A 20,583-nucleotide genomic window follows, 5' to 3' on the forward strand; every position below is an offset into this window, starting at 1 on the left:
ACGTGGAGGCGCCCCGAACACGGGAAGCCAACCCGAACACGGAGTGACGACCCCGAACGCGCGGCGACAACCCGAAAGCGTGGAGGTGACTCAAGCGCGACCCGAACGCGCGGAGGATGACCGAACGCGAGTGGGCGACCTGAACGCGGAGGATGACGCAAATACGCGAAGGGTGACCGAACACGCGGAGGCATGACCGAACGCGCGGGGGTGGCCTGAACGCGCGGAGATGACCCAAACACGCGAAGGGTGACCAAACACGCGAAGGATGACCGAACGCGCGGGGGTGACCTGAACGCGCGAAGGTGACCCAAACATGCGAAGGGTGACCGAACGCGCGAAGGGTGACCGAACGCGCGAAGGGTGACCGAACGCGGGGGTGCCCCGAACGCGCGGGGGTGCCCCGAACGCGCGGAGATGACCCAAACACGCGAAGGGTGACCGAATGCGCTGAGGGTCACCGAACGCGGGGGTGCTCGAGCGCGGAGAGGCGACCCGAGTGCGGGGGCGGGCGGGGTGGGGGGAGGACGTGAGGGCGCGGTCAGATTGTCTCGGGGAGGCCGAAGGTGGGGAACAGGGTGGTGTCGAAGAACGCGGAGACGTGCGTGAGGCCCTCGCCGGTGACCGACAGCACGTGGAGCTGGTAGGGGCGGTGCACGCCCGACTCGTCGCGCTTGTAGACGCCGAAGGCGGGCTGCCCGTTCGCGGCGGCCGGGCGGGTGAGCAGCTCTCCGGGGTCGGGGTCGCACTGGGCGAGGATGAGCCGGATGATCGTGTCGGCGCCGACGTACCACTCGGGGAAGGGCGGCATCTCCCAGACCGCGTCCTTCTTGAACAGGTCGACCAGGCTCGCGATGTCGGCGTCCTCGAACGCCTTCGCGTAGCGTTCCAGCAGGTCGCGCTGGGCGGGGTCGGTGGGCTCGACCAGCTCGTCCCGCAGCGGGGCGACCTCCTCCAGCTGGGCGCGGGCCCGCTGGAGCGCGCTGTTGACCGCGGCGGTGGAGGTGCCGAGCAGCTCGGCGGCCTCGGCCGCCCGCCACTTCAGCACGTCCCGCAGGATCAGCACGACCCGCTGCTTGGCGGGGAGGTGCTGGAGCGCGGCGACGAACGCCAGGCGGGTGCTCTCCCGCGCGGCGACGATCGTCGCGGGGTCGGCGGGGTCGGCGCCGAGGACGGCGTCGGGCGCGGGCTCCAGCCACGGCACCTCGGGCGAGGCCACCACGGGCCGCTCGGGGTCGTCGGTGGGCCCGCCGAGTCCGGAGGGCATCGGCCGGTTCCCGCGCTGGTCGATCGCGGTGAGGCAGACGTTGGTGGCGATCCGGTACAGCCAGGTCCGCAGCGAGGAGCGGCCCTCGAAGTCGCCGTAGGAGCGCCAGGCGCGCAGGTAGGTCTCCTGCACGAGGTCCTCGGCGTCGTGGATGGAGCCGAGCATCCGGTAGCAGTGCGCCAGCAGCTCCCGCCGGTACGGGTCGGCCTGGGTCTGGAAGTCGTGGTCTGTGTCCAGGGTGCTGTTCGCCATACTGGTGATCACCTTCACTCGGCGTCGCCCGGGCGGCACCGCTCGTCCGCCTCCGGAGGTCTCGCGGGAGACGTTAGGCGCCGGCACCGACAAAACGCGTGCGCGAGCCCCCATCCTACGCCCTGACCTGCACAGAATCTCCACACGGCGGCCACGATTCACGCGCGGGCGGGCGCGATCGTGAGGCCATGCGCGTCACGATGATCCTGCCCGCCCTGACCGAGGCGACGTCCCCGTTCTTCCGGCCGGTGAAGTACTCGCTGTTCCCCCCGCTGGGCCTCGCGACCCTCGCCGGGTACCTCGACCCGGACGACGAGGTGACGCTGGTCGACGAGCACGTCGACGCCCTCGATCCGGACGACGAGCCGGACCTGGTGGTGATCCAGGTCTACATCACCTCCGCGCGCCGGGCGTACGCGCTCGCCGACCGCTACCGGGCGCGGGGCGCGCACGTGTGCCTGGACGGTCTGCACGTGACCTCGCTGCCGGACGAGGCCGCCCGGCACGCCGACACGGTCTTCCTCGGGCCGGGCGAGGACACCTGGCCCCGCTTCCTCGCCGACCTGCGCGCCGGACGCCCGGCGCCGCGCTACGAATCCACCGAGCGGACGCTGGCGGGGCTGCCGCCCGTCCGCCGCGACCTGATCGACCGGCGCCGCTACCTGGTGCCGAACTCGATCGTGGTGTCGCGCGGCTGCCCCCATGTGTGCGACTTCTGCTACAAGGAGGCGTTCTTCGAGGGCGGCAAGTCGTTCTACACGCAGACCGTGGACGCGGCGCTGGCCGAGATCGACCGGCTGCCCGGACGCCACCTGTACTTCCTGGACGACCACCTGTTCGGCAACGCCCGGTTCGCGGGCGCCCTGTTCGAGGGCATGCGCGGCATGGGGCGGCTCTGGCAGGCCGCCGGGACCGTCCAGGCGGTGCTGCGTCCGGGGCTGCTGGAGAAGGCGGTCGAGTCGGGGCTGCGGAGCCTGTTCGTCGGGTTCGAGACCGTCAACGCCGCCAACCTCGCCGAGCAGCGCAAGTGGCAGAACATCGACCGCGACTACGGCCAGGTGATCGGGCGGCTGCACGACCACGGCGTCATGGTCAACGGCAGCTTCGTGTTCGGCATGGACGAGGACGACCCGGACGTGTTCGGCCGCACCGTCGACTGGGCGGTCGCGCAGGGCGTCGAGACCGCCACGTTCCACATCCTGACCCCCTATCCGGGGACGCGGCTCTACGACCGCATGGCCAAGGCGGACCGGCTGCTCCACAGCGACTGGGACCGCTACGACACCCGCACCGTCGTGTTCAAGCCCGCGAAAATGACCGCGCGGCAGTTGGAGGACGGCTACTGGCGCGCCTACAAGGACTTCTACCGCTGGGGGTCGATCATGCGCGGCGCCGCGTCCAAGCCGACGCTGCGGGGCAAGGCGCGGCACGCCGCGTACGCGGGCGGCTGGAAGAAGTTCGAACCCGCGTGGGACGTGCTCATCCGGACGAAGCGGGCGGGACGGGCGCTGCCGCTGCTGGAGTCGATCCTGTCCGGTTTCGGGACGCAGCGGGCGCGCTGACCGGGACGCGCCGCCCTCCGGCCGCCCGCCCCGGCCGTCCCGCGCAATGGTCCTTACATTCCACACAAACAGGAAATCCCGGTCTTCTCACTGGCCACGGCCGCGTCTTTTCACGGGAACTCTGCATTCCTCCGCGCGAAACACTTCCGCCGGAGCGGGTATGCCTGCACCCTAGGAACCCCGCACCGTCGGCCTCGGGAGGGACCGTGATCGCCAGACCGGAGGGCGGCCCCCGGGTCGTCGTGGGGGTCGACGACTCCGCGGGCGCCCGCTGCGCGCTCTCCTGGGCGGTCGGCGAGGCCCGGCTCCGCCGGCTGCCGCTGCTGGTGGCGCACGCCGCGCCGCTGCCGCCGCACGTCTCCGCGGCGGGCCAGCTCGGCTCCGGCGTCACCGACGCGCTGCGCGCCTCGGGCGCCGAGCTGATCGCCCGGCTCCTGGAGGAGGTGTGCGGCGGGCCGCCGGAGGGCGTGGACCTCACGGCGCTGGCGCTCGTCGGGGAGCCCGGCGCGACGCTGGTCCGGCTCGCGGGCGACGACGACATCCTCGTGGTCGGGCACGGCGCGCGGGGCCCGTTCTCGCGGCTGCTGCGCCCGTCGGTCCGGCTGCACTGCGCCCGCCGCGCCCACGCGACCCTGGTCTGCGTCCGCCCGCCGGCGTTCGACACGCTGCTGGAGTGCCTGGCCGCGCAGGACACCGCCCCGCGGCACGAGGCCGGGCGCGCGCCCGACCGGTTCCGGTTCCGGCGCCTCGGCCGCCGCCTGCGCCTGCCGCGCTGAGCCGGGCGGCCGACCTGAACCGGGCGGCCGGCCCCCGGCCCGCCTGCCGTGCCGGCGGGGCCCGCCCGCATAGGGTGCGGGGATGCGCAAGTACGTCATCATCGGCGCCCAGGGCAGCGGCAAGGGGACCCAGTCCCTGCTGCTCGCGCGGGACCTGGACCTGGTGCACATCAGCGTCGGCGACATCTTCCGCTGGCACGTCAAGAGCCACACCAAGCTCGGCGCGCAGGTCCGGCGCACGATGGCGGCCGGGGACCTGGTCGGGGACGACCTCGTGGAGGGCGTCGTCCGGGACCGGCTCGACCAGCACGACTGGAACTACGGGTTCATCATCGACGGGTTCCCGCGCAGCCGCCGGCAGACGGAGTTCTTCCTGGAGGGCTACGACATCGACGGCGTGATCCACCTGAACCTGCCGGACGCGGAGGTGCGCCGCCGCGTGCTGGCCCGCCGGCTGTGCTCGCGGTGCGGGATGGACTACAACCTGATCGCCGACCGGCCGACGCAGGAGGGCCGCTGCGACGTGTGCGGCGGCGAGCTCGTGGCCCGCGAGGACGACACCGAGGAGGCGGTCGCGGAGCGGCTGCGGACCTACCGCGAGAAGACCGACCCGATCCTGGAGCTGTTCGGCCGCAAGGAGTACGTGGTGACGGTCGACGCGACGCCCGACATCCCGACCGTCCAGCGGACGATCCGGGAGCGGCTCGGGCTGCCCGCCCCGCGATGACCCCGGCCGAGGCGGCCCCCTCGCCGGTGGTGGAGCTGGAGGACGACCGGATCGCGGCGCACGGAGTGCGACTCTTCCTCAAGCGGGACGACCTCGTCCACCCGGAGCTGCCGGGCAACAAGTGGCGCAAGCTCCGGCACAACATCGCCCCCGCGAGGGAGCACGGGACGCTGCTGACCTTCGGCGGGGCCTACTCCAACCACATCCGGGCCACGGCGGCGGCCGGACGGCTCTACGGCTTCGACACGATCGGCGTGATCCGGGGCGAGGAGCACCTGCCGCTGAACGACTCCCTGGCCTACGCGGAGCGGATGGGCATGCGCCTGTCCTACCTGGACCGCGCCACCTATCGGCGCAAACACGAACCGGACGTGGTGGCGACGCTGCGCGAGCGGTGGGGCGGCTTCTACCTGCTGCCGGAGGGCGGGAGCAACGCGCGCGCCGTCCGGGGGTGCGCGGAGCTGGGCGCCGAGCTGCGCGGATTCGACGTCGTGTGCTGCCCGTGCGGGACGGGCGGCACGCTGGCGGGACTCGCGGCGGGCCTGGCGTCCGGGCAGCGCGCGCTCGGGTTCGCGGTGCTGCGGGGCGGCTTCATGGACGGCGAGGTCGAGCGCCTCCAGCGCGAGGCCTACGGGGCGCGGCGGGGCGAGTGGAGCGTCGAGCACGGCTTCCACTTCGGCGGCTACGCCCGCCGCACGCCCGCGCTGGAGGAGTTCGCCGACGGCTTCGCCGCCCGGCACGGGCTCGCCCTCGACCGCGTCTACGTGGCGAAGATGATGTTCGGCGTCTACGCCCTCGCCGCGCGGGGGGCGTTCCCGCGCGGCACCCGCGTCGCGGCCGTCGTGACGGGTCCGGCGGACGCGTCCGACACCGGCCTTTCGGGCGTGTCCCGAACTGTTGCGCGGTGATCGGGCCCTCTCTACCGTGAGGCCATGACCGACGCGCCCCGCTACGCCGACTGCCCTGTCATCGAGGTCGCCGTGCTCATCGACGCCCCGCCCGCCGCCGTGTGGGAGCTGGTGTCCGACCCCGGCCTGCCCGCCCGGTTCAGCTCGGAGTTCAAGGGCGCCCGCTGGGTCGGCGGCGCGGACGGCCCGGCGCCCGGCAACCGCTTCGAGGGCAGCAACGAGCATCCGGCGATCGGCGCCTGGACGAGCCACTGCACGGTGGTCGAGTGCGAGCCGGAGCGGGTGTTCGCCTTCACCGTCGGCGACCTGGACGGCGTCCAGCCCTCCTCGGCCTGGAAGTACACGCTCACGGCGGAGGGCGCGGGCACGCGGGTGCGGCAGTCGATGCGGCTCGGCCCCGGCCGCTCCCACCTCAGCACCGTCATCGAGGCGATGCCCGACCGCGAGGTCGAGCTGGTCGCGGGGCGCATGCGGGACCTGCGCCAGAGCATGTCCGACAACCTCAACGGCGTGAAGGCGCTGGCCGAGGCGGAGGCGGCCCACGCCTGAGCCCCTGGGGCTAGGCCATCGCCTCGTCGAACGCGCGGTGCTGGGTGTAGTCGCGCGACTCCACGATGCGCCCCCTGCGGACGCGCAGCACGAACACGTTCGGGACGACGAAGCCGCGCCCCGTCTCGGTGTTGCGGCCCGCGTACTCGAACTCGGCGACGATCACCTCGGGGTCGGTCGTCTGGTGGACGACGAGGTTGCGCGCCGTCATCTCCACCGGCAGGCGCTCCAGCCGCGCGTAGTGCTCGCGCAGCGCCGCGCGGCCCTCGATCCGGGCCGCGGGCTCGGCGAGGGGGTGCACGACCACCGCGTCCTCGGCGTACAGCTTCGGCAGCCCCTCGTGCCGGCGCGCGGTCATCCCGTCGAGCAGCCGCATGAGGACGGCGCGGGGGCTGGCGAACTCGGACATGGCGTCTCTTCCCTACAATCGGAGTTCCTGCTGCGTAGGAAAATATGGAGTCACGACTCCGCTTGTCAATCGGAAGGCGACGATGACCCCTGCCGCCTCCGGCGCCCCGTCCGGCGCCGTGCCAGGAGCCACATCGAGTGCCGCGCCGGGCCGTCCGCTGCGCGCCGACGCCCTGCGCAACCGCGCCAAGGTGCTCGCGGCGGCGGAGTCGGTGTTCGCGGCGCGGGGCACCTCGGCGTCGACCGAGGAGGTCGCGCGGGAGGCGGGCGTCGGGATCGGGACCGTGTTCCGGCACTTCCCGACCAAGGAGTCGCTGCTGGAGGCGGTGCTCGCGAGCCTGCTGGAGCGGCTGGCCGACGACGCGCGGGGGCTGCTCGCGGCCGAGGACCCGGGCGCGGCGTTCTTCGGCTTCTTCGCGCGGGTCGTCGGGCAGGCGGGGGCGAAGCACGCGCTGTCGGAGGCGCTCGCGGAGGCGGGCGCCGAGAACACCGGGGGCAAGGCGCGTCCCGCGCTGCGGTCGGCGGTCGCGGCGCTGCTCGCGCGGGCACAGGAGGCCGGCGCCGTCCGCGCCGACGTCGGCCCCGCGCAGGTGATGGCGCTGCTGGCGGGCCTGTCGCACGCCGCCGCGCACGCGGGCGCGGGCGAGGACGTGCTGAGGATCGCCTTCGACGGCCTGCGCCCGCCCGCGCGCCCCGCGCCCCCCGCGGGGCCCACGCCGCGCGGCGCGCCGCGCGTCCCGGCCCCGGGCGGTCCGGTCAGGCGGTGAGCTCGGCGGGCAGGTCGCCCCGGTGCAGGACGGTCAGCGACGTCACCGCGCGGGTCAGCACGACGTACAGGCGGGCCAGGCCGCGCGCCTCGGCCGCGACGATCGCGGCGGGCCCGGCGACGACGACGTGGTCGTACTCCAGGCCCTTGGCGAGCGTCGCGGGGATCACCAGCAGGCGCCCCGAGCCGTCGGAGTCGGTGCTGAGGACGGAGTGCGCGAGCCCGGCCTCCTTCAGCGCGGCGGCGTGCTCGGCGGCCTGCGCGTCCGGCACGATCAGGCCGACCGACCCGGGCCGCTCCAGCGCCGCGCGGGCCGCCTCGACGGCGGCCGCGACCAGGTCGGGGACGCGGCGGACGTCCAGCGCCCCCGCCCCGGCCCGCAGCGAGCGGGGCCGCTCCAGGCCCGGCGCGACGTGCGGGAGCAGCCGGGCGGCGTAGTCCAGGACGGTGCCGGGCACGCGGAACCCGAGGGTCAGCTCCGTGACCTCGCCCTCCTGCCCGAGGTGGGTCAGCACCTCCTCCCACGAGCGCGCCGACCACGCCGTCGTGCCCTGCGCGAGGTCGCCGAGGACGGTCGCCGAGCCCGTCCCGCAGCGGCGGCCGAGCGCGCGCAGCTGCATCGCGGACAGGTCCTGCGCCTCGTCCAGGACGAGGTGCCCGATCGACGCGGTCCGCTCGGTCAGGTCGGCCAGCTCGTCGAGCAGGGCGCGGTCGGCGGCGGTCCAGCGGGCGGAGCGGTGCGAGCGGGCGGGCCTGGCCCACAGCAGCGCGGCCTGCTCGTCCTCGTCCAGGACGCCCTTGGCGGCGGCGCGCAGGAAGTCGGCGTCCGAGAGCAGCCGGTGGAGCACCTGCTCGGGGGTCACCTTGGGCCACACCTGGTCGAGGAGCTGCTTGACGGGCCTGCTCCGGGCGACCTGGTCCTGGACGCGGTCGTCGGGCGCCTCGCCGCGCTGCTCCATCCGCACCAGGATCTGGTGGGCGAGCCGCTGGGCGAGCGCCGCGCGGCCGCTGCCGTAGCGGGTGGTGCCGCGCAGCGCCGCCGTCGTCTCCCGGACCTCGTGGTCGGCGAGCCGGTAGCGGGACGCGCCGCGCGTGACGACCAGCCCCTCCTCGGGCTTGCGGACGTGCGCCCACAGCGCCTTGCGCAGCACCCGGGCCATCCGCGCGTCGCCCTTCAGCGCCGCCACGGCGGGCGGCTCCTCCCCCGCCGGGGCGCCCAGCAGGTCGTCGATCGTGGCCTGGTCGACGCGGACCTCGCCGAGCGCGGGCAGCACCGCCGCGATGTAGGCGAGGAACGCGCGGTTCGGGCCGACGACGAGCACGCCGGAGCGCGACAGCCGCTCGCGGTGGGTGAACAGCAGGTAGGCGGCGCGGTGCAGCCCGACGGCGGTCTTGCCGGTGCCGGGCGCGCCCTGCACGCACACGGTCTGCGGCAGGTCGGCGCGGACGATGACGTCCTGCTCGGGCTGGATCGTCGCGACGATGTCGCGCATCGGGCCGGTGCGGGGCCGCTCGATCTCCCGCGTGAGGATCTGCGACGAGCCGAACCCGTGCCGCTCGCCCTGGTCGAGCGGCTCGTCCTCGAACGCGGTCAGCTCGCCGCCCTCGAACCCGAACCGGCGCCGCAGCCGCCAGCCCATCGGGTCGGACGGGCCCGCCTGGTAGAACGCCCGCGACACCGGGGCCCGCCAGTCCAGGACGAGGGGCCGCCCCTCGGGCCCGTCGTGGACGTGCCGCCGCCCCACGTACATCACGGCGGGCAGGTCGGACGGGCCGTCCTCGTCGCGGTCCATGCGGCCGAAGAACAGGGGCGTGTCAGGATGGTCGGCGAGCGCGGCGATCCGCTGGTCGAGCAGGGACTCCAGGAACTGCTTCGACACCCAGTCCGCCGCCACGTCGGCGGACAGTCCCTGCGCGTGCTCGCGCATCCGGCGCAGCGCGGCGCGGGACTCGGCGAGATGCGCGCGTTCGGCTGCGAGGGTCGACGGTTCGGCGGGCATGCGCGCATACCTCCTGAGGCGAAGGGAAGTGGGCGAAACCCACGACCTTACCGACTCAGGGCAGCGGCGGCAGCGCCTTTTCCCGCAGCCAGGCCGTGAAGAAACCGTCGAGCGGGCGGCCGGCGTGGCGTCCGGCGAGGGCGGTGAAGGCGTCGGTGGTCACCGTCCCGTGCCGGTTCGCCGAGGTCCACTCGCGCAGCGCGCCGAAGAACGCCTCGTCGCCCATGACGTGCCGCAGGGCGTGCAGGGCGAGGGCGCCGCGCTTGTAGACGCGGTCGTCGAACATGCGCCGGGGGCCGGGATCGGCCAGCACGAGGTCCTGCGGCTGCGCGGCCAGCCGCTGGTGCCAGCGGCGGGCGTGCGCGGCGGCGGGCTCGCCGCCCGACTCCTCCGACCACAGCCACTCGGCGTGCGTCGCGAAGCCCTCGTGCAGCCAGATATCGCTCCAGGACGCCGCCGTGAGGCTGTTGCCGAACCACTGGTGGGCCAGCTCGTGCGCGACGAGCCGCTCCTGGCCGCGCGCCCCGTCCACGTGGTTGGTCCCGAAGATCGACATGCCCTGCGCCTCGACGGGGATCTCCAGCTCGTCGTCGGCGACCACGACCGTGTACGCGGCGAACGGGAAGGGGCCGAACAGGCGGGTGAACGCGTCGAGCATCGCGCCCTGCCGGCCGAAGTCGTGCCGGACGTCCCGCTCGGCCGCGGAGGGGAAGTGGACGTGCTGCGGGACGGGCCCGTCCAGTTCGAGGAACTGGTAGCGGCCGATCTGCACGCTGGCCAGGTAGGGCGCCATCGGCTCGTCCTGCTCGTACACCCAGGTCGTGTTGGCGCCGGTGCGGCGGCGGCCGGTCAGCCGCCCGTTGGCGACGACCTCGTAGGCCGACGCGGTGGTCACGCTGATCCGGTAGCGGGCCTTGTCGTCCGGGCGGTCGTTGCAGGGGAACCAGGACGGCGCGCCCGTCGGCTGGCCCGCGACGATCGAGCCGTCGGTGAGCTGCTCCCAGCCGAGCCCGCCCCAGGGGCTCGGCACCGGGGACGGGTTGCCGGTGTAGCGGACCTCGACGGTGAACTCGGCGCCGGGCGCGACCGCCCGGGCCGGGGTGAGGTGCAGTCTCCCGCGCCGGTGCCGGAACCGGGCGGGCGCGCCGTCCACGAGCACGCGGCCGACGCGGAACGTTCCGAGGTCGAGCACGAACCGGTCGAGCCGTTCGGTGGCGGCGGCCGACAGCCGCGCGGTGCCGGTGAGCCGGTTGGGGCCGACGCGGTAGTCCAGACCGAGGTCGTAGCGCCCGACCTGGTAGCCGTCGTCGCCGTGGTCGGGGAAGTAGTTCACGGGGCGGTCGGGTCCTCCGGGTCGGGCGCGGCGTCGGGCAGGGCGTCGGGCGGCGTCGGGGCAGTGTCGAGGCGGTGTCGGGTAGGGCGTCAGGCAGGGTGCCGGTCGCGGGCGGGCGGGGCCCAGGCCGCGATCGGGTTGCCGAGCCACCGGGTGCCGGCGGGCAGCTGCTCGCCGCGCGTGACCAGGGACGCGGGTCCGACCGTGGTGTCCGCACCGATCGAGGCCGCGGGCAGGACCACCCCGTTCGAGCCTAGCGTCGCGCCGCCCTCCAGCACGACGGTGTCGACCCTCATGATCCGGTCGTGGAACAGGTGGGTCTGGAGCACGCAGCCCTGGTTGACGCACGCGCCGTCGCCGAGCCGGACGAGGTCGGCCTCGGGCAGCCAGTAGGTCGCGCACCAGACGCCGCGTCCGATGCGGGCGCCGAGGGAGCGCAGCCACAGGTTGAGGGGCGCGGTGCCGAGCCACGGCTCGGCGAACCAGGGCGCGGCGAGCACCTCGACGAAGTTGTCGGCCAGCTCGTTGCGCCACACGAACGAGCTCCACAGCTCCCGGTCGCCGGGGGCGATCCGGCCGACGAGCGCCCACTTGGCGGCGGTCGCGACGGCGGCGGCGAGCGCCCCGGCGACGGCCAGCACCAGGCCGGAGGCGAGCGCCGCGGCGGCGAGCCCGTAGGCGGAGGCGAGCCAGACGAGCGCGGCGGCGGCCAGGACGCCGACGGCGACGCTTCCCATCGCCGGGACGACCCGGCACGCCTCGACGGCGGCGCGCGCCGCCTTCAGCCGCCGGGAGGGCCGGTAGGTGCGGGACTGGTCGGCGGTGTCGGCGGTGCGGTGCAGCCGCACCGGCGGCAGGCCGAGGTAGGACGCGCCCGCCTTGGCCTTCTTCGGCGCGGCCGACAGCACCCCGATCAGCCCGCCCTTGGGGACCTTGCGGCCGGGCGCGGCCATCCCGGAGTTCCCGAGGAAGGCGCGCTTGCCGATGCGGGCCCGCGCGACGCGCATCCGCCCGCCGCCCAGCTCGTAGGGGGCGACCATCGTGTCGTCGGCGAGGAACGCGCCGTCGGCGACCGAGGTCATGGCGGGCAGCGCGAGCACGGTGGAGGCCTCCACGTCCCGCCCGACGCGCATGCCGAGCGCGCGCAGCCAGGCGGGGGTGAGGATGCTCGCGTACAGCGGGAACAGCCGGACCCGCGCCATCCCCATCAGGCGGCTGGACGCCCACGCCCGCCACGCCTGCGCGCTGTGCACGGGGTGCTCGCCCTCGCGCAGCCCGGCGCCGAGGAGCCGCACGGCCGCGAGGGTCGCGGCGGCGAACGTCGCGAGGCCCGCGAGCGTGGCGGCGGGGACGGCGAGCAGCGCGGCGCCGAGCGCGTCCCCGAGCGTCGCGGTGCCGCGCAGGGACAGGCCGAGGACGGCCAGGCCCGGCAGCGCGGCCAGCAGCGGGAGGAGGCCGAGGAGCACGGCGGTCGCCCCGTAGGCGAACGCCCAGCGGCGGGTCCGCGGCGGGCGGCCGGGGCCCTCGGGCCGCCTGGCCTTGCCGCGCCGGACGGCGGGCGCGCCCGCCCACCGCTGCCCGGCCGGGACCCGTCCGGTCACCGCGGCGCCCGCCGCGACCTGCGCGTTCTTGCCGACGCGGGCGCCGGGGAACAGCACCGCGCGGGCCCCGACGACGGCTCCGGCGCCGACCCGGATCTCCCCGACCCGCAGGACGTCGCCGTCGAGCCAGTAGCCGGTCAGGTCGGCCTCGGGCTCGATCGCGGCCTCGCGCCCGATCCGGAGCATCCCCGTGATGGGCGGCGGGGCGTGCAGGTCGACGTCCGGGCCGACGCGGGCGCCGAGCGCGCGGGCGTAGAAGGCGAACCAGGGCGCCGCCGACAGCTCGGCCGCGCCCAGCCGGGCGGCGAGCTGCTCGGCCGTCCACAGCCGCAGGTGGACGGCGCCGCCGCGCGGGTGGTCGCCGGGGCGCAGGCCGCGCAGCAGCAGCCGGGCCCCGGCGGCGGCGAGCGCCATCCGGCCGACCGGCGTCACGAACAGCAGCGCGCCCGCGAGCACCGCCCACCACGACACCCTCGGCGCCCATGCGAACCCGGCGAGGTTGCCGAGCGCGGCGAGGCCGGTGGCCCAGCGCATCGCGCCGAGAGTGAGCAGCGGGACCATCAGCAGCGTCTGGGCGGCGGCGAACCGGCGCGGCACCGGCCGCACCGGCACCGCCTGGTCCGGGCCGGAGGTCTCGTCCTGCGGTTCGCCGTCGCCGAGGTGCTCGGCGAGGCCCCGCAGGGTGGGGTGCTCGTAGACGTCGCCGACGGCGACGGACGGGTGGCGCGGGCGCAGCGCCGACACCAGGCGGGCGGCGCCCAGGCTGCTGCCGCCGAGCGCGAAGAAGTCGGCGCCGGGCCGGTCGGGCTCTTCTCCCAGCACCTCGGCCCACCGCGCGGCCAGCCACTCCTCGGCGCCCGTCAGGGGCTCGGCGCCCTCCTCCGCCCCGTCGGCGCCCGGCAGCGGCCAGGGGAGCGCGTCCCGGTCGACTTTGCCGGACGTCCGGGTCGGGAGGGTGCCGACGGTCGCGAGCCGCGGGACGAGGGAGGCGGGCAGCGCGTCGCGGAGGCGCTCGCGGGCGGCGGCGCCGTCGAAGCCCTCGCCGGTCACGAGGTAGCCGACGAGCAGCTGGTGGCCGGTGGGGGTCGCGCGGACGGCCGCGGCGGCGCCGGTCACGCCGGGCAGCGCCTGGAGCGCGGCGTCGACCTCGCCGAGTTCGATCCGGCGGCCGCCCAGCTTGACCTGGTCGTCGGCGCGTCCGGCGAAGACCAGCCCGGCGGGGTCGGCGACGACGAGGTCGCCGCTGCGGTAGGCGCGGTCCCAGCCGAGGGAGGGCAGCGGCGCGTACTTCTCGGCGTCCTTGGCGGGGTCGAGGTAGCGGGCCAGGCCGACGCCGCCGATGACCAGCTCGCCCGTCTCGCCGGGCCCGACGGGCTCGCCCGCGGCGTCGACGACGGCGAGGTCCCAGCCGTCCAGCGGCAGCCCGATCCGGACCGGGGCGCCGCCGCCGAGCGGCGCGGCGCAGGCGACGACGGTGGCCTCGGTGGGGCCGTAGGTGTTCCAGACCTGCCGGCCGGGGACGGCGAGCCGGGCGGCCAGCTCCGGCGGGCACGCCTCGCCGCCGAAGATCAGCAGCCGGACGCCGTCCAGGCACCCGGCGGGCCACAGCGCGGCGAGCGTCGGGACGGTCGAGACGACCGTGATCGCCCGCTCGGCGAGCCAGGGCCCGAGGTCGACGCCCGCGCGGACGAGCGCGCGGGGCGCGGGCACCAGGCAGGCGCCGTGCCGCCACGCCAGCCACATCTCCTCGCAGGAGGCGTCGAAGGCCACCGACAGGCCCGCGAGGACCCGGTCGGAGGGGCGGGCGGGGAACAGCCGCGCCTCGGCGTCGGCGAACGCGGCGGCGGAGCGGTGGGTGACGGCGACGCCCTTGGGGCGGCCGGTGGAGCCGGAGGTGAAGATGATCCAGGCGTCGTCGTCCGGTTCCGGCCGTCCGGCGCGGCCGCCGGGGACCCCGGTGAGGGTGATCGCGCGGCCCTCGCCGACGACCGCGCAGACGCCCGCCTCGCCGAAGACCAGCGCGGCGCGCTCGTCGGGGTCGTCGGCGTCCACCGGCACGTAGGCGGCGCCCGCCGTCAGCACGGCGAGGATCGCGACGTAGAGGTCGGCGGTCCCGGAGGGGACGCGGACGCCGACCCGGTCGCCGCGTCCGACGCCGGCCGCCTCCAGCTCCTTGGCCAGCAGCGACGCCTCGGCGCGCAGCTCGGCGTAGTCGAGCGGCGCCGCGCCGTCGTCCAGCGCGGGGGCGTGCGGGTGCCGCAGCGCGGTCGCGTCGAGGACGTCGAGCAGGGTGCGCGGGGGCGGCGCGCTCCGTGCCGATCGGTAGACGGCACGCGCGGTCTCAGCGAGAAGCGGACTCAAGTCTCCCCCGGTGTCCAGGTGGCCGGCGGCCCCTCTTCCGCCGCCAAACCGGACACTGTACTTGACGCCCGTGAACCGCTCGGCTACGGGACGCGCGCGCCCCGTAGCCGAGCGTGCCGGTCAGCCGCTGCGCGCGACGTCGTAGGCGGCGCAGCCGATCAGCTCAAGGGACACCTGGAGGCGCTTGAGGCTGACGTTCCCGTCGATCGTGTCCTCGGGGGTGTGGTAGACGGGTTCGAGCTGGCTCGGGACCTCCCCTCCGCGCCAGCTGAAGTTGCCCGCGGGAATGCCGCGCTCGTGGAAGGCCTCGTGGTCGCTGGAGCCGCGCGCGGCGGGGCCCTTGGTCTGGCCGGTGTAGCCGAGCCGCTCGGCGGCGCCCGCGATCGCGGTGGTGGTGGTGTTGGGCCTGCCGTCGACCGACAGGAGCCAGTAGGTGCCCGCGGGCGGGTGGCTGGTGGCGACCATGTCGTTCTGGAAGCAGCCGGTGATCCGGGCGGCGGCCGCGTCGTCGAGGCTTTTGACGTAGTGCCGCGCCCCGACGAGCCCGAGCTCCTCGGCGCCCCACAGGCAGAACCGCAGGTCCTGGTTGGTGTGGAGGCGGCGGGTGGCGCGGGCCAGCTCCAGGCACAGGGCGGTGCCGCTGCCGTCGTCGTTGCCGCCGGGCGAGCCGGGGACGCTGTCGTAGTGGGCCCCCACGATCACGGCCCTGCCGCCGGGGTTGGGCCCCGTCGCGCGGCGCTCGGCGATGACGTTGTGCGAGGTCAACCCGGTGTGCGCGGTGACCTCCAGGGACAGCGCGCGCACGCCCTCGCGGATCACCTCGCCGTGGTGCTCGGCGAGTCCGAGCACCGGGATCTGGACGGGCGCCTCCAGGGCGGGGAAGAACGAGGCGGCCTTGCGCTCGGGGTAGGTGGTGCTGCGCACGTTGACGAGCAGGACGGCCCGCGCGCCCTTGGCGGCGGCGGCCTGCGCCTGGGCCTGCTCCTTGCCCGGCACGCGGGTGAACAGCGCGATCCGGCCGGTGAGGTCGGCGGTGACCTCGGTGGCCTCGCCGAGGTCGGTGATCCGGCCCTTGGCCCGGCCCGCCGCGCCGAGCGCGGCGGCGGCGCTCTGCCAGTGCTCGCCGTCGGCGCGCAGTTCGGCGAGCTTCTTGTCGGGGACGGCGAACGGCTGGAGTTCGACGGTGTAATCGAGATCACGGAGAATCTCGGCGATGTAGTGCGCCGCGCGGTGCTCGCGGCGGGTGCCGGCGACGCGCCAGCCGATGTCGTCGCTCAGCACCCGCAGGTGCCGGAGCGCGCGGCGGGCGCTGACGCGGGTGACGATCTCCTTGTCGGCGGCGGTGAGGGCGGGGCCGCGCGCCGCGCCGGGACGCTGCCGTCCGGCGGCGGACGCGGTGCCGGGAAGCAGGCCCACGGTGGTGAGCCCGGCGAGGGCGGCGGCGCCGGCCAGCAGGTCGCGGCGGGGAAGCCGGTCGAGCGGGCGGCGGGGGGACTCGGGCATGGCGTCTCCTCGGGTGGTGTCGACAGGGGGCGCCTGATGGCCGCGAAACTATGCAGAACCGGCATTCCGGACAAGATCGTGCAAGTCCCGCAACCGAACCGTGACCGGCGCGCCGCGGCTTGCCGCACGGGGATCCGTGCGGAACCGTGGCCCCATGACCACGCTAAGTGATGGGACGGACACGTTCGCGGGCCGGTCCGCCCTGGTGACGGGCGCCTCGTCCGGGATCGGCGCCGCCACCGCGCGGGCCCTGGCCCGGGCGGGCGCGCGGGTGGGCCTGGTCGCGCGGCGCGCGGACCGGCTCGCGCGGGTGCTGGAGGACTGCCGGGCGCACTCCCCCGGCTCGGCGATGTGGACGGCGGACCTGGCCGACCTCGACGGCGTCCCGGCGCTCGCGGCGGCGGCGCAGGACGCGCTCGGCGGCGTCGACGTGCTGGTCGCGTGCGCCGGGATGCCGAAGCGGCGCCGCGTCCAGGACCTGTCGGCCGCCGAGGCCGCGGAGTTGATGCGGCTCAACTACCTGTCCCCCGTCCGGCTCGCGCTGGCGCTGCTGCCGGGGATGACCGCCCGGGGGCGCGGGCACCTGGTGGCGGTCGGCTCGGTGGCGGCGCGGCTCGGGCCGCCGCACGAGGCCGCCTACGCCGCGTCCAAGGCGGCGCTGACCGCGTTCTGGGAGAGCATGGCCGTCGACCTGGACGGGACCGGCGTGCACGCCCACGTGGTCCAGCCCGCGATCATCGACACCGAGTTGTTCTCGCGTCCGGGGAACGAGCCTCCGCTGAGCGACCTGTCCGACGCGCTGCCACCCGAGGACGTCGCCGCCGCCGTGCTGGAGGTCGTGGAGACGGGCCGGTTCGAGCGGTACGTGCCGGAGTGGTTCGCGGAGATGGCCGCGGGCAAGGCCGCCGACGTCGAGGCGTTCGTCGCGGGCGTCCGGGAATGGGCGCGCGAGCGGAGGATTGCCCGGTCCGGGGACCCTGGGTAGGCTGAGGGTCCGACGTGACCCACGTCACATCGACGGGCCCTGGGAGGTGCGATGCCTGTGCCGGAGGGGCTGCGGGTGGCGGACGTGACGGTGCGGTTCGGCCCGCTGACGGCCGTGGACGGCGCCGGGCTCCTCGCCCCGCCCGGCGCGGTGACCGGCCTCGTCGGGCCGCGCGGCGCGGGCAAGACGACCCTGTGCGACGTCATCTCGGGGCTGCGCCGCCCGGCGGAGGGGACCGTCCACCTCGACGGCGCGGACCTCACCGGCACCGCCGCGCGGGCACGGGCCCGGCACGGCATCGCCCGCGCGTTCCAGCGGCCCGAGCGCCGCAGGCCGTGGCCCTCCCCGACCCTGGCGGAGGGCGTGCGCGCGGCGGCCGAACGCGCCGCGCGGGACCGGCTCGGCCGGGACCGGCGGCACCGCCACCTCGCGGCGGGGCTCGCCGAGGAGCTCCTCGCCCGCGTCGGCGTCGCCGAGTTCGCCGGCCGGCGCGCCGCCGAGACGCCGCCGGAGGTCGCCGCGCTGGCGGGGCTCGCCCGCGCGCTGGCGTCCGGGCCGTCCGTCCTGCTGCTGGACGAGCCGTGGACGGCCCTGCCCGAGCGGCGCTCGCGCGCGCTGGAAGTGCTGCTGCGCGACCTCGCCGCCGAGGGCCTGGCGGTGCTGGTCGCCTGCGCCGGACTGGAGCCGGCGATGGGGGTCTGCGACGTCCTGCACGTCCTGGACGCCGGGCGGGTCGTCGCCGCCGGTCCCCCGGTGGAGGTCCGCGCGGCCGCCGCGCCCTGCCTCTCCCGCCGGGGATAATGGGGCCGGGGCTCCGTCCCCTGATCAGCACCGGAGGGACCACCATGGGCACCGCAGGCCGCTCCGTGCGCGACTGCCTCCTGGACGCCGCCGCCGAGCTGCTCGTCGAACGCGGCTACCGGGGCGTGCGGATGCGGGACGTCGCCGCCGCCGCGAACGTCAGCCGCCAGACCGTCTACAACGAGTTCGGCGACAAGTGGGGCCTCGCACGCGCGGTCGTGGTCCGCGACAACGACCGCTACCTCGACGGGATCGACCGGGTGCTGTCCGAGCACGCCGACCTGTACTCGGCCGTCACCGCGGCGGTGCTGTTCACGCTGGAGGTGTCGGCCGACGACCAGCTGAAGAAGGCGGTGCTGACCGGAGCGGGCGGCGACGAGCTGCTCCCGCTGCTGACCACCCGCGCCGAGCCCGTGCTGTTCACCGCCAGCGCCCGGATCGCCGAGCACGCGCTGGCGCAGTGGCCCGACCTGGACCGCGCCGCGCTCACCGAGATCACCGACGCGGCCGTCCGGCTGACCGCGAGCCACATCATGCTCCCCTCCGCCCCGCCGGACGAGGTCGCCCACCTCATCGCGCGGATGGTGACCCGCTACGTCGGCGCGCCGGTCACCGGCGCGGACCCCGCCCTCGCGGGCTGACCCCGCCCCGTCCGCCTTCGTTAAGGCGAGGTTAGATCTCCGGCCGTCCCTCTGGACCCGGCCCGCCCGGCGGGTGAGCCTCCTTGCACAGACCCGCCAGACCGGCAGCAGGAGGTCCCCGTGACGGCTCCCCTCTCCCCCGCGCGTCCCGCCCGCGTCCCCTGGAAGGCGGTGATCGGCGGCTCCGTCGGCAACATGGTCGAGTGGTACGACTGGTTCGTCTACGCGAGCTTCGCCACCTACTTCGCCTCGGCGTTCTTCCCCAAGGGCAACGAGACCGCGCAGCTGCTGAACACCGCCGGGATCTTCGCCGTCGGGTTCTTCATGCGCCCGGTCGGCGGCTGGCTGCTCGGCCGGTTCGCCGACCGGCGGGGCCGCAAGGCCGCGCTCACGCTGACCGTCACGCTGATGTCGGGGAGCGCGCTGCTCATCGCGGTCGCGCCGACCTACGGCGCGGTGGGCTACCTCGGCGCGCTCGTCCTGCTGGTGGCGCGGCTGCTGCAAGGCCTGTCGGTCGGCGGGGAGTACGCGGCCAGCGCCACCTACCTCACCGAGGCGACGCCGCCGGGACGGCGCGGGTTCGCCTCCAGCTTCCAGTACGTCTCGATGACGGCGGGGCAGCTCGGGGGGCTCGGGCTCCAGATCGTCCTGCAACAGACGATGACGGAGGAGGCGCTGAAGTCCTACGGCTGGCGCATCCCCTTCGCGGTCGGCGCGGTCGCCGCCGCCGTCGTGTTCTACCTGCGGCGGAGCCTGCTGGAGACCGACGCGTTCGACGAGCAGGAGCGGCGGCCCGAGGAGACCGGCGCCGGGCGCGGGACGCTGCGGGAGCTGGCCGCGCACCGGCGGGAGGCGGCGCTGGTGGTCGCGCTGACGATGGGCGGGACGCTCGCGTACTACACCTACACGACCTACCTGACCAAGTATCTGTCCAACACCGCCGGGCTGGAGAAGAGCACGGCGTCGCTGGTGAGCTTCTGCGCGCTGTTCGCGTTCATGTGGCTGCAACCGCTCGCCGGGGCGCTGTCGGACCGGATCGGCCGCCGCCCGCTGCTGATCGGCTTCGGGATCGGCGGGACGCTCGGCACCGTCCCGCTGATGACCGCGCTGTCGGGCGTGGACGGCTTCGGCGGCGCGCTCGTGCTGTCGCTCGCGGGCCTGGTGATCGTCACCGGCTACACCTCGATCAACGCGGTCGTGAAGGCGGAGCTGTTCCCGACCCACGTCCGGGCGCTCGGCGTGGCGCTGCCGTACGCGGTCGCGAACGCGCTGTTCGGCGGGACCGCCGAGTACGTGGCGCTGTGGTTCAAGAAGGCGGGCGCCGAGTCGGGCTTCTACTGGTACGTGGCGGGCTGCGCGGCGGTGTCGCTGGTCGTGTACGTGTGCATGCGCGAGACCCGGGACGCGGCGCTGTCGAGGCGCGAGCAGGCGCCCGGCGACGTCCCGGCGCACGTCTAACCTTGTCGGCATGCGGGTACTCCTGGTCGAGGACGACGACCGGCTCGCGTCCGCGCTGACCACCGCCCTCACCTGGCACGGCCACACCGTCGAGCGCGCCGGGCTCGCCGTCGACGCCCTCCGGCTGGCGGGCGGGGCCGACTTCGTGCTCCTCGACCTCGGCCTCCCCGACATGGACGGCATGGACGCGCTGCGCCGCGTCCGCCGGGTGTCGGCCGTCCCGATCATCGTGGTCACGGCCCGGACGCGGGAGCGGGACGTGCTGCGCGGGCTGCGCTCGGGCGCCGACGACTACCTGGTCAAGCCGTTCCGGACGGCGGAGCTGATGGCGCGGATGGATGCCGTCGTCCGGCGCGGCACCCGGCCCCTGCCGGTGCGCCCGCCGGTCGTGGTGGTCGGGGACGTGCGGATCGACCTCGCGCGGCGGCGGGTGGTCGTCGCGGGCCGCCCGGTGCCGCTGACCCGCCGCGAGTTCGACCTGCTGGCGTTGCTGGCGCGGGAGCCGGGCGTGGTGCGGGGGCGGGAGGAGATCCTGGACGCGATCTGGGGCGACCCGCTGCTGTCGGCGTCCCGGTCGCTGGACGTGCACGTCGCGGGGCTGCGCGCCAAGACGGGCCGGCCGGGGCTGGTGGTGACGCTGCGCGGCACCGGGTACCGGCTCGGGACCTCCCCGTGAGCGTGGTGA

The 20,583-nt window shown here is 75.5% G+C and carries 17 protein-coding genes; 11 read left to right on the forward strand and 6 right to left on the reverse strand.

The window, feature by feature from the left end:
* Positions 1-541: 541 nt before the first annotated feature.
* Positions 542-1,519: a sigma-70 family RNA polymerase sigma factor gene (locus tag K2F47_RS33055; protein WP_242909991.1), complete on the reverse strand. Its 978-nt coding sequence runs from the start codon at positions 1,517-1,519 to the stop codon at positions 542-544.
* Between the two features lie 188 nt (positions 1,520-1,707).
* Here K2F47_RS33055 and K2F47_RS33060 point away from each other — a divergent pair, with 188 nt between their 5' ends.
* From K2F47_RS33060 to K2F47_RS33080, 5 genes are all read left to right on the forward strand, one after another.
* On the forward strand, positions 1,708-3,081 hold the full coding sequence (locus K2F47_RS33060; protein WP_242909993.1) for a B12-binding domain-containing radical SAM protein: 1,374 nt from the start codon (positions 1,708-1,710) through the stop codon (positions 3,079-3,081).
* Positions 3,082-3,287: 206 nt separating this feature from the next.
* A complete protein-coding gene (locus tag K2F47_RS33065; RefSeq protein ID WP_242909995.1) occupies positions 3,288-3,857 on the forward strand; it encodes a universal stress protein in 570 nt (189 codons plus the stop codon).
* Positions 3,858-3,939: 82 nt separating this feature from the next.
* A complete protein-coding gene (locus K2F47_RS33070) occupies positions 3,940-4,584 on the forward strand; it encodes an adenylate kinase family protein (RefSeq protein ID WP_242909997.1) in 645 nt (214 codons plus the stop codon).
* A complete protein-coding gene (locus tag K2F47_RS33075) occupies positions 4,581-5,492 on the forward strand; it encodes a 1-aminocyclopropane-1-carboxylate deaminase/D-cysteine desulfhydrase (RefSeq protein ID WP_242909998.1) in 912 nt (303 codons plus the stop codon). Before K2F47_RS33070 ends, K2F47_RS33075 begins: the two co-directional genes overlap by 4 nt.
* 24 nt (positions 5,493-5,516) lie before the next feature.
* Positions 5,517-6,041, forward strand: coding sequence for an SRPBCC family protein (locus tag K2F47_RS33080; RefSeq protein ID WP_242909999.1), 525 nt, complete (start codon positions 5,517-5,519; stop codon positions 6,039-6,041).
* Between the two features lie 10 nt (positions 6,042-6,051).
* Here K2F47_RS33080 and K2F47_RS33085 read toward each other — a convergent pair whose 3' ends face one another.
* Complete coding sequence (locus K2F47_RS33085) at positions 6,052-6,450, reverse strand: nuclear transport factor 2 family protein (protein ID WP_242910000.1); 399 nt, start codon at positions 6,448-6,450, stop codon at positions 6,052-6,054.
* 82 nt (positions 6,451-6,532) lie between these two features.
* Between K2F47_RS33085 and K2F47_RS33090 the strand changes: the two genes are divergently transcribed.
* Positions 6,533-7,216: a TetR/AcrR family transcriptional regulator gene (locus K2F47_RS33090; RefSeq protein ID WP_242910001.1), complete on the forward strand. Its 684-nt coding sequence runs from the start codon at positions 6,533-6,535 to the stop codon at positions 7,214-7,216.
* Here K2F47_RS33090 and K2F47_RS33095 read toward each other — a convergent pair.
* The 4 genes from K2F47_RS33095 to K2F47_RS33110 all read right to left on the reverse strand — a co-directional run bounded on the left by K2F47_RS33095 (position 7,206) and on the right by K2F47_RS33110 (position 16,013).
* Positions 7,206-9,215: a HelD family protein gene (locus tag K2F47_RS33095; RefSeq protein WP_242910002.1), complete on the reverse strand. Its 2,010-nt coding sequence runs from the start codon at positions 9,213-9,215 to the stop codon at positions 7,206-7,208. The genes K2F47_RS33090 and K2F47_RS33095 overlap by 11 nt on opposite strands.
* 55 nt (positions 9,216-9,270) lie before the next feature.
* The gene (locus K2F47_RS33100) at positions 9,271-10,548 is read right to left on the reverse strand and encodes a M1 family metallopeptidase (protein WP_242910003.1); all 1,278 of its coding nucleotides are present in this window, start codon (positions 10,546-10,548) and stop codon (positions 9,271-9,273) included.
* A gap of 89 nt (positions 10,549-10,637) precedes the next feature.
* Entirely contained in the window at positions 10,638-14,510 is a 3,873-nt protein-coding gene (locus K2F47_RS33105; RefSeq protein WP_242910004.1) for a Pls/PosA family non-ribosomal peptide synthetase, read from the reverse strand.
* Positions 14,511-14,630: 120 nt separating this feature from the next.
* The gene (locus K2F47_RS33110; RefSeq protein WP_242910005.1) at positions 14,631-16,013 is read right to left on the reverse strand and encodes a M28 family peptidase; all 1,383 of its coding nucleotides are present in this window, start codon (positions 16,011-16,013) and stop codon (positions 14,631-14,633) included.
* A gap of 154 nt (positions 16,014-16,167) precedes the next feature.
* On the opposite strand from K2F47_RS33110, the gene K2F47_RS33115 reads away from it, so the two are divergent.
* The 5 genes from K2F47_RS33115 to K2F47_RS33135 all read left to right on the forward strand — a co-directional run bounded on the left by K2F47_RS33115 (position 16,168) and on the right by K2F47_RS33135 (position 20,574).
* On the forward strand, positions 16,168-16,998 hold the full coding sequence (locus tag K2F47_RS33115; RefSeq protein ID WP_242910006.1) for an SDR family NAD(P)-dependent oxidoreductase: 831 nt from the start codon (positions 16,168-16,170) through the stop codon (positions 16,996-16,998).
* A 51-nt stretch (positions 16,999-17,049) separates the two neighbouring features.
* Positions 17,050-17,799 (forward strand): ATP-binding cassette domain-containing protein, encoded by a 750-nt coding sequence (locus tag K2F47_RS33120; protein ID WP_242910007.1) that lies wholly within the window; start codon positions 17,050-17,052, stop codon positions 17,797-17,799.
* Positions 17,800-17,843: 44 nt separating this feature from the next.
* Positions 17,844-18,440, forward strand: a complete 597-nt coding sequence (locus tag K2F47_RS33125; protein ID WP_242910009.1) for a TetR/AcrR family transcriptional regulator — start codon at positions 17,844-17,846, stop codon at positions 18,438-18,440.
* Positions 18,441-18,560: 120 nt separating this feature from the next.
* On the forward strand, positions 18,561-19,898 hold the full coding sequence (locus K2F47_RS33130) for an MFS transporter (RefSeq protein ID WP_242910011.1): 1,338 nt from the start codon (positions 18,561-18,563) through the stop codon (positions 19,896-19,898).
* Positions 19,899-19,908: 10 nt separating this feature from the next.
* Entirely contained in the window at positions 19,909-20,574 is a 666-nt protein-coding gene (locus K2F47_RS33135) for a response regulator transcription factor (protein WP_242910013.1), read from the forward strand.
* Positions 20,575-20,583: the final 9 nt, after the last annotated feature.

The organism is Actinomadura terrae, from assembly GCF_022751215.1.
GTDB classification, from domain to species: Bacteria; Actinomycetota; Actinomycetes; order Streptosporangiales; family Streptosporangiaceae; genus Spirillospora; species Spirillospora terrae.

What these genes read in the sequence shown, in the direction of transcription:
- K2F47_RS33060 (WP_242909993.1), top strand. Translation starts at nt 1,708, where the DNA reads ATGCGCGTCACGATGATCCTGCCCGCCCTGACCGAGGCGACGTCCCCG.
- K2F47_RS33090 (WP_242910001.1), top strand. Translation starts at nt 6,533, where the DNA reads ATGACCCCTGCCGCCTCCGGCGCCCCGTCCGGCGCCGTGCCAGGAGCC.
- K2F47_RS33125 (WP_242910009.1), top strand. Translation starts at nt 17,844, where the DNA reads ATGGGCACCGCAGGCCGCTCCGTGCGCGACTGCCTCCTGGACGCCGCC.
- K2F47_RS33080 (WP_242909999.1), top strand. Translation starts at nt 5,517, where the DNA reads ATGACCGACGCGCCCCGCTACGCCGACTGCCCTGTCATCGAGGTCGCC.
- K2F47_RS33055 (WP_242909991.1), bottom strand. Translation starts at nt 1,519, where the DNA reads ATGGCGAACAGCACCCTGGACACAGACCACGACTTCCAGACCCAGGCC.
- K2F47_RS33135 (WP_242910013.1), top strand. Translation starts at nt 19,909, where the DNA reads ATGCGGGTACTCCTGGTCGAGGACGACGACCGGCTCGCGTCCGCGCTG.
- K2F47_RS33070 (WP_242909997.1), top strand. Translation starts at nt 3,940, where the DNA reads ATGCGCAAGTACGTCATCATCGGCGCCCAGGGCAGCGGCAAGGGGACC.
- K2F47_RS33085 (WP_242910000.1), bottom strand. Translation starts at nt 6,450, where the DNA reads ATGTCCGAGTTCGCCAGCCCCCGCGCCGTCCTCATGCGGCTGCTCGAC.
- K2F47_RS33110 (WP_242910005.1), bottom strand. Translation starts at nt 16,013, where the DNA reads ATGCCCGAGTCCCCCCGCCGCCCGCTCGACCGGCTTCCCCGCCGCGAC.
- K2F47_RS33115 (WP_242910006.1), top strand. Translation starts at nt 16,168, where the DNA reads ATGACCACGCTAAGTGATGGGACGGACACGTTCGCGGGCCGGTCCGCC.
- K2F47_RS33120 (WP_242910007.1), top strand. Translation starts at nt 17,050, where the DNA reads ATGCCTGTGCCGGAGGGGCTGCGGGTGGCGGACGTGACGGTGCGGTTC.
- K2F47_RS33095 (WP_242910002.1), bottom strand. Translation starts at nt 9,215, where the DNA reads ATGCCCGCCGAACCGTCGACCCTCGCAGCCGAACGCGCGCATCTCGCC.
- K2F47_RS33075 (WP_242909998.1), top strand. Translation starts at nt 4,581, where the DNA reads ATGACCCCGGCCGAGGCGGCCCCCTCGCCGGTGGTGGAGCTGGAGGAC.